At 70.2% G+C, this 14,544-nt stretch carries 17 protein-coding genes, 2 tRNA genes and 1 pseudogene; 8 read left to right on the forward strand and 12 right to left on the reverse strand.

Annotated features, from left to right (window positions below):
* Positions 1 to 185 precede the first annotated feature (185 nt).
* Positions 186 to 371, forward strand: coding sequence for a 50S ribosomal protein L28 (gene rpmB, locus ACWC09_RS41135; protein WP_003993230.1), 186 nt, complete (start codon positions 186 to 188; stop codon positions 369 to 371).
* 127 nt (positions 372 to 498) lie between these two features.
* Positions 499 to 1,530: pseudogene (locus ACWC09_RS41140) on the forward strand (BTAD domain-containing putative transcriptional regulator); the annotation flags it as partial.
* Positions 1,531 to 1,759: 229 nt separating this feature from the next.
* On the opposite strand, the gene thiD reads toward ACWC09_RS41140, so the two are convergent.
* Both thiD and ACWC09_RS41150 read right to left on the reverse strand, forming a co-directional pair.
* A complete protein-coding gene (gene thiD / locus ACWC09_RS41145; RefSeq protein ID WP_450856162.1) occupies positions 1,760 to 2,578 on the reverse strand; it encodes a bifunctional hydroxymethylpyrimidine kinase/phosphomethylpyrimidine kinase in 819 nt (272 codons plus the stop codon).
* Complete coding sequence (locus tag ACWC09_RS41150) at positions 2,575 to 3,540, reverse strand: thiamine-phosphate kinase (protein ID WP_450856163.1); 966 nt, start codon at positions 3,538 to 3,540, stop codon at positions 2,575 to 2,577. Before ACWC09_RS41150 ends, thiD begins: the two co-directional genes overlap by 4 nt.
* Positions 3,541 to 3,737: 197 nt before the next feature.
* On the opposite strand from ACWC09_RS41150, the gene ACWC09_RS41155 reads away from it, so the two are divergent.
* On the forward strand, positions 3,738 to 3,971 hold the full coding sequence (locus ACWC09_RS41155; protein ID WP_020121007.1) for an Lrp/AsnC family transcriptional regulator: 234 nt from the start codon (positions 3,738 to 3,740) through the stop codon (positions 3,969 to 3,971).
* Between the two features lie 20 nt (positions 3,972 to 3,991).
* The gene (locus ACWC09_RS41160; protein WP_450856164.1) at positions 3,992 to 4,474 is read left to right on the forward strand and encodes a DUF3515 domain-containing protein; all 483 of its coding nucleotides are present in this window, start codon (positions 3,992 to 3,994) and stop codon (positions 4,472 to 4,474) included.
* Between the two features lie 60 nt (positions 4,475 to 4,534).
* On the opposite strand, the gene ACWC09_RS41165 is transcribed toward ACWC09_RS41160, so the two are convergent.
* The 3 genes from ACWC09_RS41165 to ACWC09_RS41175 form a co-directional block, all read right to left on the reverse strand.
* Complete coding sequence (locus tag ACWC09_RS41165) at positions 4,535 to 5,692, reverse strand: D-alanine--D-alanine ligase family protein (RefSeq protein WP_450856165.1); 1,158 nt, start codon at positions 5,690 to 5,692, stop codon at positions 4,535 to 4,537.
* A gap of 81 nt (positions 5,693 to 5,773) precedes the next feature.
* Positions 5,774 to 6,784: an NAD(P)H-dependent glycerol-3-phosphate dehydrogenase gene (locus ACWC09_RS41170; protein ID WP_450856166.1), complete on the reverse strand. Its 1,011-nt coding sequence runs from the start codon at positions 6,782 to 6,784 to the stop codon at positions 5,774 to 5,776.
* A complete protein-coding gene (locus ACWC09_RS41175; protein ID WP_450856167.1) occupies positions 6,781 to 7,566 on the reverse strand; it encodes a lysophospholipid acyltransferase family protein in 786 nt (261 codons plus the stop codon). The genes ACWC09_RS41170 and ACWC09_RS41175 overlap by 4 nt, the downstream gene beginning before the upstream one ends.
* Positions 7,567 to 7,721: 155 nt before the next feature.
* Here ACWC09_RS41175 and cofC point away from each other — a divergent pair, with 155 nt between their 5' ends.
* Both cofC and ACWC09_RS41185 read left to right on the forward strand, forming a co-directional pair.
* On the forward strand, positions 7,722 to 8,360 hold the full coding sequence (gene cofC, locus ACWC09_RS41180) for a 2-phospho-L-lactate guanylyltransferase (protein WP_450856168.1): 639 nt from the start codon (positions 7,722 to 7,724) through the stop codon (positions 8,358 to 8,360).
* A 10-nt stretch (positions 8,361 to 8,370) separates the two neighbouring features.
* A complete protein-coding gene (locus ACWC09_RS41185; protein ID WP_450856169.1) occupies positions 8,371 to 8,574 on the forward strand; it encodes a hypothetical protein in 204 nt (67 codons plus the stop codon).
* A gap of 81 nt (positions 8,575 to 8,655) precedes the next feature.
* Here the strand turns inward: ACWC09_RS41185 and ACWC09_RS41190 are convergent, their stop codons facing one another.
* The 4 genes from ACWC09_RS41190 to leuC all read right to left on the reverse strand — a co-directional run bounded on the left by ACWC09_RS41190 (position 8,656) and on the right by leuC (position 11,960).
* Positions 8,656 to 9,303: an HU family DNA-binding protein gene (locus tag ACWC09_RS41190; protein ID WP_450856170.1), complete on the reverse strand. Its 648-nt coding sequence runs from the start codon at positions 9,301 to 9,303 to the stop codon at positions 8,656 to 8,658.
* Between the two features lie 137 nt (positions 9,304 to 9,440).
* Positions 9,441 to 9,671 carry an SCO5555 family protein gene (locus ACWC09_RS41195; RefSeq protein ID WP_450856171.1) on the reverse strand — a complete coding sequence of 77 codons (231 nt, stop codon included), beginning with the start codon at positions 9,669 to 9,671 and terminating at the stop codon, positions 9,441 to 9,443.
* 265 nt (positions 9,672 to 9,936) lie between these two features.
* Positions 9,937 to 10,530, reverse strand: a complete 594-nt coding sequence (leuD, locus tag ACWC09_RS41200; protein ID WP_450856172.1) for a 3-isopropylmalate dehydratase small subunit — start codon at positions 10,528 to 10,530, stop codon at positions 9,937 to 9,939.
* A gap of 5 nt (positions 10,531 to 10,535) precedes the next feature.
* Positions 10,536 to 11,960: a 3-isopropylmalate dehydratase large subunit gene (gene leuC, locus ACWC09_RS41205; RefSeq protein WP_450856173.1), complete on the reverse strand. Its 1,425-nt coding sequence runs from the start codon at positions 11,958 to 11,960 to the stop codon at positions 10,536 to 10,538.
* Between the two features lie 189 nt (positions 11,961 to 12,149).
* On the opposite strand from leuC, the gene ndgR reads away from it, so the two are divergent.
* On the forward strand, positions 12,150 to 12,866 hold the full coding sequence (gene ndgR / locus ACWC09_RS41210; RefSeq protein ID WP_189188940.1) for an IclR family transcriptional regulator NdgR: 717 nt from the start codon (positions 12,150 to 12,152) through the stop codon (positions 12,864 to 12,866).
* A 92-nt stretch (positions 12,867 to 12,958) separates the two neighbouring features.
* On the opposite strand, the gene ACWC09_RS41215 is transcribed toward ndgR, so the two are convergent.
* A complete protein-coding gene (locus ACWC09_RS41215; protein ID WP_450856174.1) occupies positions 12,959 to 13,468 on the reverse strand; it encodes a DUF4188 domain-containing protein in 510 nt (169 codons plus the stop codon).
* 83 nt (positions 13,469 to 13,551) lie between these two features.
* Here ACWC09_RS41215 and ACWC09_RS41220 point away from each other — a divergent pair, with 83 nt between their 5' ends.
* A complete protein-coding gene (locus tag ACWC09_RS41220; RefSeq protein WP_450856175.1) occupies positions 13,552 to 14,199 on the forward strand; it encodes a MerR family transcriptional regulator in 648 nt (215 codons plus the stop codon).
* A gap of 50 nt (positions 14,200 to 14,249) precedes the next feature.
* Here ACWC09_RS41220 and ACWC09_RS41225 read toward each other — a convergent pair.
* A tRNA-Glu gene (locus ACWC09_RS41225) sits at positions 14,250 to 14,322 on the reverse strand.
* Between the two features lie 28 nt (positions 14,323 to 14,350).
* Positions 14,351 to 14,422, reverse strand: a tRNA-Gln gene (locus tag ACWC09_RS41230).
* Positions 14,423 to 14,544 lie beyond the last annotated feature (122 nt).

Below are 14,544 nucleotides of genomic sequence, written 5' to 3' on the forward strand. Positions count from 1 at the left end.
GGGGCGGGGCCCTGATCAGCCATGGTAGTTTCGTTGTACTGGTGCAGTCGTTGTATGCTGCTCCGGTTGCCCGATCCCATCGGGCTCTCCCCCTGGCACCGCCACTCAGATCTCTGATCCTGCGATCTCGATCCCGGCATGCCGGGATCCGACCGTAAGTGCATCTGAAGTCTTTGGAGTGACCCGTGGCTGCCAACTGCGACGTCTGCGGCAAGGGGCCGGGCTTCGGCAACAACATCTCGCACTCGCACCGCCGTACGTCCCGTCGCTGGAACCCGAACATCCAGCGCGTCCGTACCGTGGTCGGCGGGACGCCGAAGCGCGTGAACGCTTGCACCTCGTGCATCAAGGCCGGCAAGGTCTCGCGCTGACGCACTGCTGAGCGCGCGGCCACTGCTGGTTCGCTGCACTGAGCCGGTCCACCTCAGGGTGGGCCGGCTTTTTGCCGTGCCGGAAAAGTCCCGTCCGGCGAGCCGGCCGACCTGCCAGAATCCGGGCATGCGCTTCGGCATCCTGGGCCCCTTGGAGGTACGCACCGACGACGGCACCCCCGTCGACCCCGGCGGCCCCCGCCCCCGCGCCCTGCTCACCCTCCTGGTCCTGGACGCCGGTCGCGCGGTCTCCACGCAGCGCCTCACCGACGGCCTGTACGGCGCCGAGCCGCCCTCCGGGGTGGCCAACGCCCTCCAGTCCCAGATCTCCCGCCTGCGCCGCCGTCTGACCCCGCACACGGACATCGAGGCCGGCCCGGCCGGCTACCGCCTCGCCGCCTCCCCCGAGACCGTCGACGCCCACCGTTTCGAGCGCCTGGCCACGGCGGGGCGGGAGGCACTCGACGCCGGTGATCACACGCAGGCCGTGACCCTGCTCCGCGAGGCCCTCGCCCTCTGGCGCGGACCGGCCCTGCCCGACCTCCCGGACGCCCATGCCGAGGCCACCCGGTTCGAGGAGCTGAGGCTGGCCGCCGTACAGGACCGCATCGACGCCGAGCTGGCGCTCGGCGGCGGCCCGGGACTCGTGCCGGAGCTGCGGGCGCTGCTGTCGGCCCACCCGCTGAGCGAGCGGCTGTACGGGCAGCTGATGCGGGCCCTGCAGGCCGGCGGACGGCCCGCGGAGGCGCTCACGGTGTATGAGGAGGCCCGGCGCGCGCTCGCGGACGAGCTGGGCGCCGATCCGTCGCCCGAACTGTCCGCCCTGCACCTGGAGCTGCTCCAGGGCACGGAGCCCGAGCGGCGCCGCCTGCCGGGGCAGCTCACCCGCTTCGTGGGCCGCGAGCCCGAACTCACCCGCATCGGAACCCTCTTGGCCGACGCTCGGCTCGTCACGCTCACCGGCCCCGGCGGTGCGGGCAAGACGCGGCTGGCGATCGAGGCGGTGGACGCGCTCACGGCCCGCTCCGCCGGGGCCGGCACAAGCGCTCGGGTATCCCTCGCGGCACCCATCACAGACCCGCGCCCCGCCCCCGACGTCTGCTTCGTCGAGCTGGCCCCCCTCACCGACGGCCGGCGCGTCGGCGCGTATGTCCTCGCCGGTGAACTCGCCCTCGCGGGCGGCGACTTCCGCACCGCCTTCGCCGAGTACGAGTCCCGGATCCGGGACTTCGCCAAGGGCTGTCAGAAGATCTCCGGGAACGCGGGCCCGTTCTTCGCCCCGGCGACCGAGCGGCGCATCCGCAGCCGCGACCGGATGTACCGGGTCCTCGCCTCGCGCCCGCTGGCCCGTTTCTTCAAGCGGCTGACCGAGAAGGCGGCCACGGACATCAGGCTGCGGGAGTACCCGGCCCTGCGGGAGGCCTGAGGGCCCAGGCGTGGTCCACGGGCCCGATCCCGCCGCCGAGTGCGAACCCGGCCGCGATCGCCCCGGTGACGTACTCCTTGGCCACCGCCACCGCCTCCGGCACGGACTGCCCCTTCGCGAGCTGCGACGCGATCGCGGACGCGAGGGTGCAGCCCGTGCCGTGCGTGTGCCGGTTGTCGAGGCGGGGGGCACGGAACCAGTGCTCCTCGGCGCCGTCGGTGAGCAAGTCGACCGCGTCACCGGGAAGATGACCGCCCTTGACGAGCACCCACTTCGGTCCGTACGACAGCACGGCCGCCGCGGCTTCCCCGAGCTGCTCCGCCGACTCGAGCTGTACGCCGGTGAGTTGGGCGACCTCGTCGAGGTTCGGGGTCGCCACGGTCGCCACCGGCAGCAGCTTCCCGCGCATCGAGTCCAGGGCCGAATCCGCCAGCAGCGAGTCCCCGTGCTTCGAGACGCCCACCGGGTCGACGACGGCCGGCGCGTCCGTCGTGGCGATCAACTCGGCCACGGCCTCGACGAGTTCCGCGGACGCCAGCATCCCCGTCTTGACCGCCTGTACGCCGATGTCGTCGACGACACTCCGGTACTGGGCCCGCACCGCCTCCACGGGCAGCGGCCAAGCGCCCTGCACGCCAAGGGAGTTCTGGGCCGTGACGGCCGTGACGACGCTCATGCCGTGCACGCCGAGTGCCAGCATCGTCTTCAAGTCGGCCTGGATTCCGGCCCCTCCACCGGAGTCGGAGCCCGCGACCGTCACAACCCTCGGCGGGGCACTCACGACTCGATGTCCCCGAAGTGGTCCCAGCCGCCCTTGCGGGTCCACGGCGCCCCGTCGACCGTGACCTGGGGCAGCGCCGACGGGTTGAGGACCTCGCCGATCACCTTCCAGCGGGCCGGGAGCTTCACGTCCGGCGGGAAGGTCGCCACGATCGCGTGGTCCTCTCCCCCGGTCAGCACCCACTGCATGGGGTCGACGCCGACGGCCTGCCCGATGTCGTTCATCTGGGACGGGATGTCGATCGCGCCGGAGCGGATGTCGATACGGACCTTGCTGGCCTCGGCGATGTGCCCGAGGTCGGCGATCAGCCCGTCGCTGACGTCGCACATCGCGGTCGCGCCGAGTCCGGCGGCGGCCGGTCCCGCGTGGTACGGCGGCTCCGGGCGCCGGTGCGCCTCCACGAAGGCGCGCGGCGAGCGGAAGCCGCGGGAGAGCACCGCGTACCCGGCCGCGGACCAGCCCAGCCAGCCGGTGACCGCGACGAGGTCGCCGGGCTGGGCGCCGCCCCGGGTGATCGGCTCCTGGTTGCGCAGATCGCCGAGCGCGGTGATCGACACCATGATCGTGTCGCCTCGTACGACATCCCCGCCGACCACGGACGCGCCCGCCACCTGGCACTCGTCGCGCAGCCCGTCCATCAGCTCGCTCGGCCAGGTCACCGGGAGTTCGGCGGGGACGACCAGGCCGAGCAGCAGGGCGGTCGGTACGGCGCCCATGGCGGCGATGTCCGCGAGGTTCTGTGCGGCGGCCTTGCGGCCGACGTCGTAGGCCGTGGACCAGTCGCGGCGGAAGTGCCGGCCCTCCAGGAGGATGTCGGTGCTGGCCACGACCCGGCGGTCGGGCGCGGCGACCACCGCGGCGTCGTCGCCGGGGCCGACCCGGACCGCCGAGGTGGTGGTGAGACGGGAGGTGAGCTCCCTGATGAGCCCGAACTCGCCGAGCTCACCAACAGTGCCCTTCATTACCCTTGCTCCCCTTCTGTCCCTTGCCGTTCCCAGTCGCGCGTCAACAGTGTCCTCGATACGGTCGAGGTGTCCGTCAACCTGTGTCGCCCCCGCAGCCCGCCGCGGGGGCCCCGGGTCTCCCCGCGGCGCGCGGCGACGCGATACCGTGGCGTTCCTTTTCCCCACATGATCCTCGTGGCCGCCCTGGAGGTTCCGTGGTACAGGCGTACATCCTGATCCAGACGGAGGTCGGCAAAGCGTCGACCGTCGCCGAGACGATCAGCAAGATTCCTGGGGTGATCCAGGCCGAGGACGTGACAGGACCTTATGACGTGATTGTGCGCGCCCAGGCCGACACCGTGGACGACCTCGGCCGCTTGGTGGTCGCGAAGGTCCAGCAGGTGGACGGCATCACGCGCACCCTGACCTGCCCGGTCGTGCATCTGTAGCCCCCGTCTACCCTTGGCCGGTGAACTTCTTTCGTCACCGGCCTGTCGGTCTGCCCGTGCTCGCCCTGCTGATCACCGCTGTGGGCTGCTCCTCAGCAGACGACACCGTGTCGGCGGCGGTTCCCTCGCCGGGTGCGAAGGTCTCCGAGCTGTGCAAGGACCTGGACAAGGCGCTGCCGTCCAAGGTCGACGGTCAGGATCGCCGGGACCCCACACCCGCGTCGGCGCTGACCGCGGGCTGGGGGAACCCGGCGATCATACTGCGCTGCGGCGTCGAGCGGCCCTCGAAGATGAACGACCCCGAGGCCGACGGGGTCGAGGTCAACGGGGTGGGCTGGCTGCTGGAGAAGCAGAAGGACGGCTCGTTCCGGTTCACGACGACGCTGCGGAAGGCGTACGTCGAGGTGACGATCCCCAAGGACCGCACGGGGGACGGGATGGCTCCGCTCGTGGACCTCGCGAAGTCCGTCAAGAAGGCGATCCCCGCGGGGATCGCCGACTAGCGGCGGTTGCGAAAGTCCCGTCGTCCGCCCGTAGGGCGGGACTTTCGCAGCAGCCCCTGGCTAGCGAAGGCCCGTCGAGCGGCGCAGGGCCGCCTGGATCAGCCGGTCCACCAGCTCCGGGTAGCTGACTCCGCTCGCCTGCCACATCTGCGGGTACATCGAGATCGGCGTCATGCCGGGCATGGTGTTGATCTCGTTGATCACGAACTCGCCCTCCTCCGTGAGGAAGAAGTCCGCGCGGACCAGGCCCTCGCAGGAGGCCGCCTCGAAGGCGTCCACGGCGAGCCGCTGGACCTCCGCCGTCTCCTCCGGGGTCAGGGGCGCCGGCACGATCCCCGGGGTCGAGTCGATGTACTTGGCCTCGAAGTCGTAGTACGCGTGCGTGTCCGGCGGCGGGATCTCGGACGGCACCGAGGCGCGCGGTCCGTCCTCGAACTCCAGGACGCCGCACTCGATCTCCCGGCCGCGCAGCGCCGCCTCGATCAGGATCTTCGGGTCGTGCCGCTGGGCCTCGGCGATCGCCTCGTCCAGGCCGGACAGGTCGTCGACCTTGGTGATGCCGATCGACGAACCCGCGCGCGCGGGCTTCACGAACAGCGGCCAGCCGTGCTCGCCGGCGAAGTCGACGATCTTCTTGCGGGCCGCCGACTCGTCCCGCTCCCACTCGCGCGGCCGGATCACCACGTACGGGCCGACCTTGAGCCCGAAGGAGGTGAACACCCGCTTCATGTACTCCTTGTCCTGGCCGATCGCCGAGGAGAGCACACCCGCACCCACGTACGGGACGCCGGAGAGCTCCAGCAGACCCTGCAGGGTGCCGTCCTCGCCGTACGGGCCGTGCAGGACGGGGAAGACGACGTCGACCTCGCCGAGCGCCTTGGGCACCGATCCCGATTCGCTGACGACGACTTCGCGGTTGCCGGGGTCGAGGGGGAGCACCACGGCGCCCTCGCCCGACTCGGCGATGTCCTCGACCTCGGGCGTACGGCGGTCGGAGATCGCCATGCGTTCCGGTTCGTCGACGGTGAGGGCCCAGCGGCCTTCGCGCGTGATGCCGATCGGCAGGACGTCGTACTTGGTCCGGTCGACGGCCCGCAGGACGGCGCCGGCGGTGACCACGGAGATCCCGTGTTCGGAGCTGCGCCCGCCGAACACGACGGCCACGCGCGGCTTGCGAGACGGCTGCTCAGGGCTCTGGGAAAGGTTCTCGGTGCTCATATCGCGTTGAGAGTACCCGGTGGTAGGGCCCTGATACAGCGTGCGCCCCTGCGGCGAACGAGGCAAAAACGGCGCCGTCGCTCAGCGTCGTTCCGGCTTCGCGCTGCGCGACATGAGTTCCTTGACGGCGACCACCGGCGGCTTGCCCTCATGGACGATGGCGACCACCGTCTCGGTGATCGGCATGTCGACGCCGTGCCGGCGGGCCAGATCCAGCACGGACTCACAGGACTTGACGCCCTCGGCGGTCTGCTTGGTGACCGCGATGGTCTCCTGCAGGGTCATGCCCTTGCCGAGGTTGGTGCCGAAGGTGTGGTTGCGGGACAGCGGCGAGGAGCAGGTCGCCACCAGGTCGCCGAGGCCCGCGAGTCCGGCGAACGTGAGGGGGTTGGCGCCGAGCGCGACACCGAGCCGCGCGGTCTCGGCGAGGCCGCGCGTGATGAGCGAGCCCTTGGCGTTGTCGCCGAGGCCCATGCCGTCCGCGATGCCGACGGCGAGACCGATGACGTTCTTCACGGCGCCGCCCAGCTCGCAGCCGACGACGTCCGTCTCCGTGTACGGCCTGAAGTACGGGGTGTGGCAAGCCGCCTGGAGCGTTCGGGCCACGGCCTCGTCGGTGCAGGCGACCACCGCGGCGGCCGGCATCCGGGAGGCGATCTCGCGTGCGAGGTTGGGTCCGGTCACGACGGCGATACGGTCCTGGCCGACCTTGGCGACGTCCTCGATGACCTCGCTCATCCGCATGGTGGAGCCGAGTTCGACCCCCTTCATCAACGACACCAGGATCGTGTCGGGCGCGAGCAGCGGGGTCCACTCGGCGAGGTTGGCGCGCAGGGTCTGGGACGGCACGGAGAGGACCGTGAAGTCGGCGCCCGCGGCGGCCTCCGCCGGATCGATGGTGGCCCGGACGTTCTCCGGGAGTTCGACGCCCGGCAGGTAATCGGGGTTCGTACGGCCGGAGTTGATGGCCTCGGCCACCTCCGCACGGCGTGCCCACAGGGTGACCTCGCACCCCGCGTCCGCCAGCACGACCGCGAACGCCGTACCCCACGAACCGGCGCTGAAGACCGCCGCCTTGACGGGCTTGCTCACGTGCCCTGCTCCTCTTCCTGCTGTTCCCGCGGTGCCTGCACCTGTCCCTGCGCCTGGGTCCTGCGACGCTGCTCGATCCGCTCCTTGCGCGGGTCGTACGGCGTCGCGGGCGCCTTCTCGCCGCGGATCTCCTCCAGCTGGGCGGTGACGGCGGCCATGATGACCTCGGTGGCCTCCTTCAGGAGGTCCGGGGTCATCTCCTTGTCGTAGAAGCGCGCGAGGTCGACGGGCGGGCCGGCGAGCACGTGATGGGTCTTGCGCGGGCGGAGGTTGGGCTTCTTGGCGTACGGCGGCAGCAGTTCGTTGGCGCCCCACTGGGCGACGGGGATCACCGGGCACTTGGTGGTCAGGGCGACGCGCGCGGCCCCCGTCTTGCCGGTCATGGGCCACTGGTTCGGATCCCGGGTGATGGTGCCCTCCGGGTAGAAGGCCACGCACTCACCGCGCTCCACGGCGTCGATCGCGGCCCGGAAAGCGTCGAGCGCGTCCGTGGTCTCGCGGTAGACCGGGATCTGTCCGGTGCCGCGCATCATGACACCGACGAATCCCTTCCCGAAAAGGCCGCTCTTCGCCAGGAATCTCGGAACCCGCCCGGTGTTGTACTGATAGTGCGCGTACGCGAGGGGGTCCACATGCGAATTATGGTTCACCGCGGTGATAAATCCACCGTCGGCCGGAATGTGTTCCATTCCGCGCCAGTCCCGCTTGATCAGAACCACCAGCGGCGGTTTGGCGATCACCGCTGCGAGGCGGTACCAGAAGCCGATTCTGCGGCGGGGCACGCGGACACCTTCCTCTAGGGCCTGGGGGGCCGCACAAGTGTCGCCCCAGGCCGACGGTCTGTCGAGAACACCGTACGCCTCGACGGCCCGACCGCCAGATGGCCCAGGTGACGGCTGAGTGACAATGGCCGCGACAAGAGAGGGACGGAACACTCGTGCAGTGGACGTTGGTCATACCCCTGAAACCCCTGGCGCGGGCCAAGAGCAGGCTCGCGGACACCGCCGCGGACGGGGTTCGCCCGGGCCTCGCCCTCGCCTTCGCCCAGGACACCGTGGCGGCCGCCCTGGCCAGCCCGTCGGTGAAGGATGTGGCAGTCGTCACGGACGACGCCCGGGCCGGCCGCGAGCTGGCCGCACTGGGCGCCCGTATCGTCACCGACGAGCCGCGCGGCGGCCTGAACACGGCACTGGCATACGCGGCAGCCACCGTACGCGCCGACCACCCGGAAAGCCCCGTGGCAGCCCTGAACGCCGATCTCCCGGCCCTACGGTCCCTGGAATTGGCGCGTGTGCTCGACGCGGCGGCGGAATTCCCCCGTGCTTTTCTCGCCGATGCGGCCGCAATAGGCACCACCCTGCTGGCCGCGGCCCCGGGCCGGGAATTGCTCCCGGCATTCGGCCCGGATTCGCGCGCGCGACACCGCGCCTCGGGGGCCGCGGAGCTGGCTCTCACCGAGGTGGATTCCGTACGACAGGACGTGGACACCGGCGAGGACCTGCGCGCGGCACTGGCGCTCGGGGTGGGTCCCCGGACGGCCGCCGTGGCCGCGCAGTTGCTGATTCCGGGGCAGTAGGCTGCCGGATATGCAGGCGACCGCGTACACGTACGACCCCGAGACCCGCAGTGGGCAGGTGCTGCTCGACGACGGCACCCCGATGCCCTTCGACGCGCCGGCGTTCGACGCGGGTGGGCTCAGGCTGCTGCGGCCCGGGCAGCGGGTGCGGATCGAGGTCGAGGGCGCGAAGGACAGTGCCCGCATCACGCTGGTGACGCTTCAGACGTTCTGAACACCCCCTGAGGGGACTTGCACACGCCGCGGGCCGGACTCCACGGGGAGTCCGGCCCGGTGCGTGAGTGACCCTGCGCCCTTACCTCTTGCGGGCGGTGGCCTTCTTGGCGGTGGTGGTGCGAGCCGTCGACTTCTTGGCGGGGGCCTTCTTGGCGGTCGCCTTCTTCGCCGGGGCCTTCTTGGCCGTCGCCGTCTTGGCGGTGGTCTTCTTCGCCGCGGCGGTCTTGGCCGCGCCCGTGGCCTTCTTGGCCGTCGTCTTCTTGGCCGTCGCCTTCTTGGCGGTGGCCGTGGTCTTCTTGGCCGTCGTCTTCTTGGCGGTGGTCTTCTTCGCCGCGGCCGCCTTGGTGGTGGCCTTCTTGGCGGCGGCCTTCTTCACCGTCGCCGTGGCGGTGCCGGACAGGCTGCCCTTGGGCGCCTTCTTGACGGCGACCTCGCCGCCGCGCGGGAGCTTCTTCGAGCCGCTCACCAGGTCCTTGAAGCCCTGGCCCGCGCGGAAGCGCGGCACGGAGGTCTTCTTGACCCGAACCCGCTCGCCCGTCTGGGGGTTGCGGGCGTAGCGGGCCGGACGGTCGACCTTCTCGAACGAACCGAAGCCGGTGACCGAGACCCGGTCCCCCGCGACGGTCGCACGGACGATGGCGTCCAGGACCGCGTCGACAGCCTCGGCGGCCTGCTGGCGGCCGCCCAGCTTGTCGGCAATCGCTTCTACGAGCTGCGCCTTGTTCACGTCTTCCCCTTCGGAGACATTGCCAGAACGAAAGTGTTCAAGCTTTTTCGCACGTTAGGCAGATATATACCGCAAATCAAACACGAAACGGGCTAATCACCCGTGCGCCGCAACGAACTCGGCTGCCCCGGCTGCCTTCAGCGGTCCTCTTCGGGGATTCGCCCCGCATCGAGGTCCGCGGTGAACGCCTCCAGTCGCCTTGCCGCGTCGGCGAGATCGTGCTTGGCCGCGGCCGTAATGACCAGCAGCTTCCGGGTCAGCGCCATCCGTACGCCCTCCGGGACTTGCAGTGCGCGCACCCTTGTGTGCGCTTCCTTGAGTTGGTCCGCGACTGCCGCATAGAGCTCGAGTTGGCCGTCGTGTTCCATGCACAGATTGTGCCATCTGGGGCGAGTTGTCGCCTGCGGGGGTCGCAACTGGGCCCTCAAACGGCCTTCCGGGCACATGTGGAAGTCGCGCCTACAGCCTTCGGCTACCCCCACAACAGCCGTCCTAACGTGGGAAGTTGGGGGAACGTGCGAGCGCCCGCAGGGCCGTTCGGGTGCAGACATGGCCGTACCCCCGATCGGGCCGATCGGGGGTACGGAGGGGGTGTTCAGTTGGCCGAAACCAGACTGGTTTCGGTGCTCCGGATCAGGTCTGGAGCGTCTTCGGCTTGTACGACGGCCGCTTGGCCTCGTAGGCGGCGATGTCGGCCTCGTTCTGGAGGGTGATGGAGATGTCGTCCAGCCCGTTCAGCAGCCGCCAGCGTGAGTTCTCGTCCAGCTCGAAGGAGGCGGTGATGCCCTCGGCGCGCACCTCGCGGGCCTCCAGGTCGACGGTGATCTCGGCCTGCGGGTCGTTCTCGGAGAGCTCCTGCAGCGCCTCCACGATCTTCTGGTCCAGGACCACCGTGAGCAGGCCGTTCTTCAGCGAGTTGCCGCGGAAGATGTCGGCGAAGCGGGAGGAGATCACGGTCTTGAAGCCGTAGTTCTGCAGCGCCCACACGGCGTGCTCACGGGAGGAGCCGGTGCCGAAGTCGGGACCGGCGACCAGGACGGTCGCACCCTTGCGCTCGGGCCGGTTGAGGACGAAGTTCTCGTCCTTGCGCCAGGCCTCGAACAGCCCGTCCTCGAAACCGTCCCGGGTCACCTTCTTGAGCCAGTGAGCAGGGATGATCTGGTCGGTGTCGACGTTCGAGCGGCGCAGCGGAACGGCCCGGCCGGTGTGCTTGGTGAATGCTTCCATGACTCTCAGACTCCAGCGGCGACAGGGGCGTCGGACAGGTCGGCGGGCGAGGCCAGGTGGCCCAGCACGGCGGTCGCGGCGGCGACCTGCGGCGAGACCAGGTGCGTACGGCCGCCCTTGCCCTGCCTGCCCTCGAAGTTGCGGTTGGAGGTGGACGCGGAGCGCTCGCCCGGGGCCAGCTGGTCCGGGTTCATGCCCAGACACATCGAGCAGCCCGCGTGCCGCCACTCGGCGCCGGCCTCCTTGAAGACGACGTCCAGGCCCTCGGAGACGGCCTGCAGACCCACGCGCGCGGAGCCCGGGACGACCAGCATCCGTACGCCGTCGGCGATTTTGCGGCCCTCGACGATGGCGGCGGCGGCCCGCAGGTCCTCGATGCGGCCGTTGGTGCACGAGCCTACGAAGACGGTGTCCACCTTGATGTCGCGCAGCGGCTGGCCGGCCTCCAACCCCATGTATTCCAGGGCCTTTTCGGCGGCGAGGCGCTCCGAAGCGTCTTCGTACGAAGCAGGGTCGGGGACGGTCGCCGAAAGCGGCGCGCCCTGACCGGGGTTGGTGCCCCAGGTGACGAACGGCGAGAGCGACGCGGCGTCGATGACGACCTCGGCGTCGAACTCGGCGTCCTCGTCCGTCTTGAGCGTCTTCCAGTACGCGACGGCCGCGTCCCAGTCCTCGCCCTCGGGGGCGTGGGCGCGGCCCTTGATGTACGCGAAGGTGGTCTCGTCGGGGGCGATCATGCCCGCGCGGGCGCCGGCCTCGATCGACATGTTGCAGATGGTCATGCGGGCCTCCATCGAGAGCTTCTCGATGGCGGAGCCGCGGTACTCCAGGATGTAGCCCTGGCCGCCGCCCGTACCGATCTTGGCGATGATCGCCAGGATCAGGTCCTTGGCGGTGACGCCCTCGGGCAGTTCGCCGTCGACCGTGATCGCCATGGTCTTGGGGCGGGCCAGCGGCAGCGTCTGGGTGGCCAGCACATGCTCCACCTGGGAGGTGCCGATGCCGAACGCCAGCGCGCCGAAGGCGCCGTGGGTGGAGGTGTGCGAGTCACCGCAGACGACGGTCGTGCCGGGCTGGGTCAGGCCCAGCTGCGGGCCGACGACGTGCACGACGCCCTGCTCGACGTCGCCCAGCGAGTGCAGTCGGACACCGAACTCCGCGGCGTTCTTGCGCAGCGTCTCCAGCTGGACCCGGGAGACCGGGTCCGCGATGGGCTTGTCGATGTCGAGGGTCGGGGTGTTGTGGTCCTCGGTGGCGATGGTCAGGTCGAGCCGGCGCACCGGGCGACCGCTCTTGCGCAGACCGTCGAAGGCCTGCGGGCTGGTCACCTCGTGCAGCAGGTGCAGATCGATGAAGAGGAGGTCGGGCTCGCCCTCGGCGCGCCGGACGACATGGTCGTCCCAGACCTTCTCCGCGAGTGTCCTACCCATCGCTTTCCCTCCGGCCGGCAAAGGTGCGCCGGCCCAACTAGAGATCTTGTGGAGGCGACGCCCACGGCCCCTGTTCCCGGGCACCCGCCGCCAGGCCCGTTGGTCTGCGGGCCGCTGTGCCTACAAGGGTTGCGCGTCTCACGAAAAAAGGAACTTGCGTTTCACAGAGTGAGACATGAGTATCGTTGCATGGACAACAGTAGCGGCGTCGGCGTTCTGGACAAGGCAGCCCTTGTCCTGAGCGCCCTGGAGTCCGGTCCGGCCACCCTCGCGGGTCTGGTCGCGGCGACCGGGCTGGCACGGCCCACGGCCCACAGACTGGCCGTGGCTCTGGAACACCACCGCATGGTGGCACGCGACATGCAGGGCCGTTTCATTCTCGGCCCGCGCCTCGCCGAGCTGGCCGCGGCCGCCGGCGAGGACCGCCTCCTCGCCACGGCGGGCCCGGTGCTCACGCACCTGCGGGACATCACGGGCGAGAGCGCCCAGCTCTACCGCCGCCAGGGTGACATGCGCATCTGCGTGGCCGCGGCGGAGCGCCTGTCCGGCCTGCGGGACACCGTCCCGGTCGGCTCGACCCTCACCATGAAGGCCGGCTCCTCCGCGCAGATCCTGATGGCCTGGGAGGAGCCCGAGCGCCTGCACCGCGGCCTGCAGGGCGCCCGCTTCACGGCGACGGCCCTGTCCGGCGTACGGCGCCGCGGCTGGGCCCAGTCCATCGGCGAACGCGAGCCCGGCGTCGCGTCCGTCTCGGCGCCCGTACGCGGCCCGTCCAACCGCGTGGTGGCCGCCGTGTCGGTCTCCGGCCCCATCGAGCGCCTGACCCGCCACCCGGGCCGTATGCACGCCCAGGCCGTCATCGACGCCGCCGCCCGTCTCTCCGAGGCCCTGCGCCGCTCCGGCTGACGCGCGAACCGTCCGGGAACGTCAGAGGGAAGGGCCCGCCCCAACGCCGCGGCAGGCCCTCCCCTCTCCCCGTCCCCCTGGGTCCCCCCTGGTCAGCCGGTCTTCTCGGCCGCCGCCTCCCGCCTGGAGCGGTACGAGAACCGGTCCTTCGCGTACCGGCCCCGCTTCTCCAGCGGGATCTGCCCGTGCGCGGCCGCGAGGCCGAACGCCGGCATGTCCCCGTAGATCGCCTCGTACGACCCCTCCGGCACGACATACGCCTCGTGCCAGATCCCCACCTGCCCCCGCAGCTTTCCGTCGCGCTCCTTGCGGTTGAGCGCGGCCCACGCCTTGTGGTGGAACGCGTCCGTCGCGGCCGCGTAGGCGTACAGCTTCTCCTTGGACTCCCAGTACTGGACGACGTAGTACGTGCGGGGCGACGCCGTCAGCAGGACACGGCTGAGCAGGCCGCGCGCGGGGTCCTTCTCCAGCTCTCGCAGCATGCGGAACATCCCGAGCATCACCGGCAGCCACAGATGGACGGCCCAGAAGCGGTTGACGCGCATGCCGATCAGCAGGACGACGACGTCACCCTGCGCATCGGCTGTCGTACGGGACACCATGACTACTTCCCCCTTGTTGGTGAGCAGCGCTATCCGAGTGGTGATGCTTGGATAGTGACGGTATCCGAGAAGGAGCGCAAGACATGCGGCTCGCCGAACTGAGCACCCGCAGCGGGGTGTCCACCGCGACGATCAAGTACTACCTGCGCGAAGGGCTGTTGGCGCCCGGCCGCCAGATCAACGCGACGACGGCCGAGTACGACGAGGAGCACCTGCGCCGCCTGAAGCTGATCCGCGCGATGATCCAGGTCGGCCGGTTGCCGGTGGCGACGGTCCGGGAGGTGCTGGGGCATGTCGACGACGACTCCCTGCCCCGGACGATCCGCCTGGGTGCGGCCCTGTGGGCCCTGCCGCAGGTGCCGGAGCCGGACGAGGACGACGAGTTCGTCCGGGCCGCGCACCAGGAGGTCGACACACTTCTGGACCGGCTCGGCTGGGAGAACGCCAAGCGGCTCGCGACCATCTCCCCCGCGTACCGCTCACTGGTCGTGTCGGTGGCCGCGTTCCGCCGGCTCGGCTACGGATGGGGGGCCGAACTGATGGCGCCGTACGCCGAGTTGATGCACCGGACAGCCGTCCTCGACCTGGACAACATGGAGACGCACCCCTCCGAGGAGGAGCGGATCGAGTTCGCGATCCTGGGGGCGATCATCAACGAGCCGATCCTGCAGTCGCTGCACCGGCTGGCCCAGGAGGAGGAGACGGCACGGCGGTACGGCTTCGACGCGTAGCCGACGGGCACGACGAAGGCCCTCCGCCGAAGCGAAGGGCCTTGTCTCTGTACCCCCGACCGGATTCGAACCGGCGCTACCGCCTTGAGAGGGCGGCGTGCTAGGCCGCTACACAACGGGGGCGAGGATCTTACGTTTCCGCAGATCCGAGCTGGTCTACCTGGACTCGAACCAAGACTAACTGAACCAGAATCAGTCGTGCTGCCAATTACACCATAGACCAATGTGGTTTAGACCAGTTTGTACCCCCGACCGGATTCGAACCGGCGCTACCGCCGGGTGGGGATCGCCAGGGCCCCCGTTGTGTAGCGGCCTAGCACGCCGCCCTCTCAAGGCGGTAGCGCC

It is taken from the genome of Streptomyces sp. NPDC001617, from assembly GCF_053596855.1.

Coding starts and splice junctions, on each gene's coding strand:
- ACWC09_RS41220 (WP_450856175.1), top strand. CDS start 13,552: ATGCGGCTCGCCGAACTGAGCACCCGCAGCGGGGTGTCCACCGCGACG.
- ACWC09_RS41195 (WP_450856171.1), bottom strand. CDS start 9,671: ATGGAACACGACGGCCAACTCGAGCTCTATGCGGCAGTCGCGGACCAA.
- ACWC09_RS41150 (WP_450856163.1), bottom strand. CDS start 3,540: ATGAAGGGCACTGTTGGTGAGCTCGGCGAGTTCGGGCTCATCAGGGAG.
- ACWC09_RS41185 (WP_450856169.1), top strand. CDS start 8,371: ATGCAGGCGACCGCGTACACGTACGACCCCGAGACCCGCAGTGGGCAG.
- ACWC09_RS41165 (WP_450856165.1), bottom strand. CDS start 5,692: ATGAGCACCGAGAACCTTTCCCAGAGCCCTGAGCAGCCGTCTCGCAAG.
- leuC (WP_450856173.1), bottom strand. CDS start 11,960: ATGGGTAGGACACTCGCGGAGAAGGTCTGGGACGACCATGTCGTCCGG.
- ACWC09_RS41215 (WP_450856174.1), bottom strand. CDS start 13,468: ATGGTGTCCCGTACGACAGCCGATGCGCAGGGTGACGTCGTCGTCCTG.
- ndgR (WP_189188940.1), top strand. CDS start 12,150: ATGGACAACAGTAGCGGCGTCGGCGTTCTGGACAAGGCAGCCCTTGTC.
- leuD (WP_450856172.1), bottom strand. CDS start 10,530: ATGGAAGCATTCACCAAGCACACCGGCCGGGCCGTTCCGCTGCGCCGC.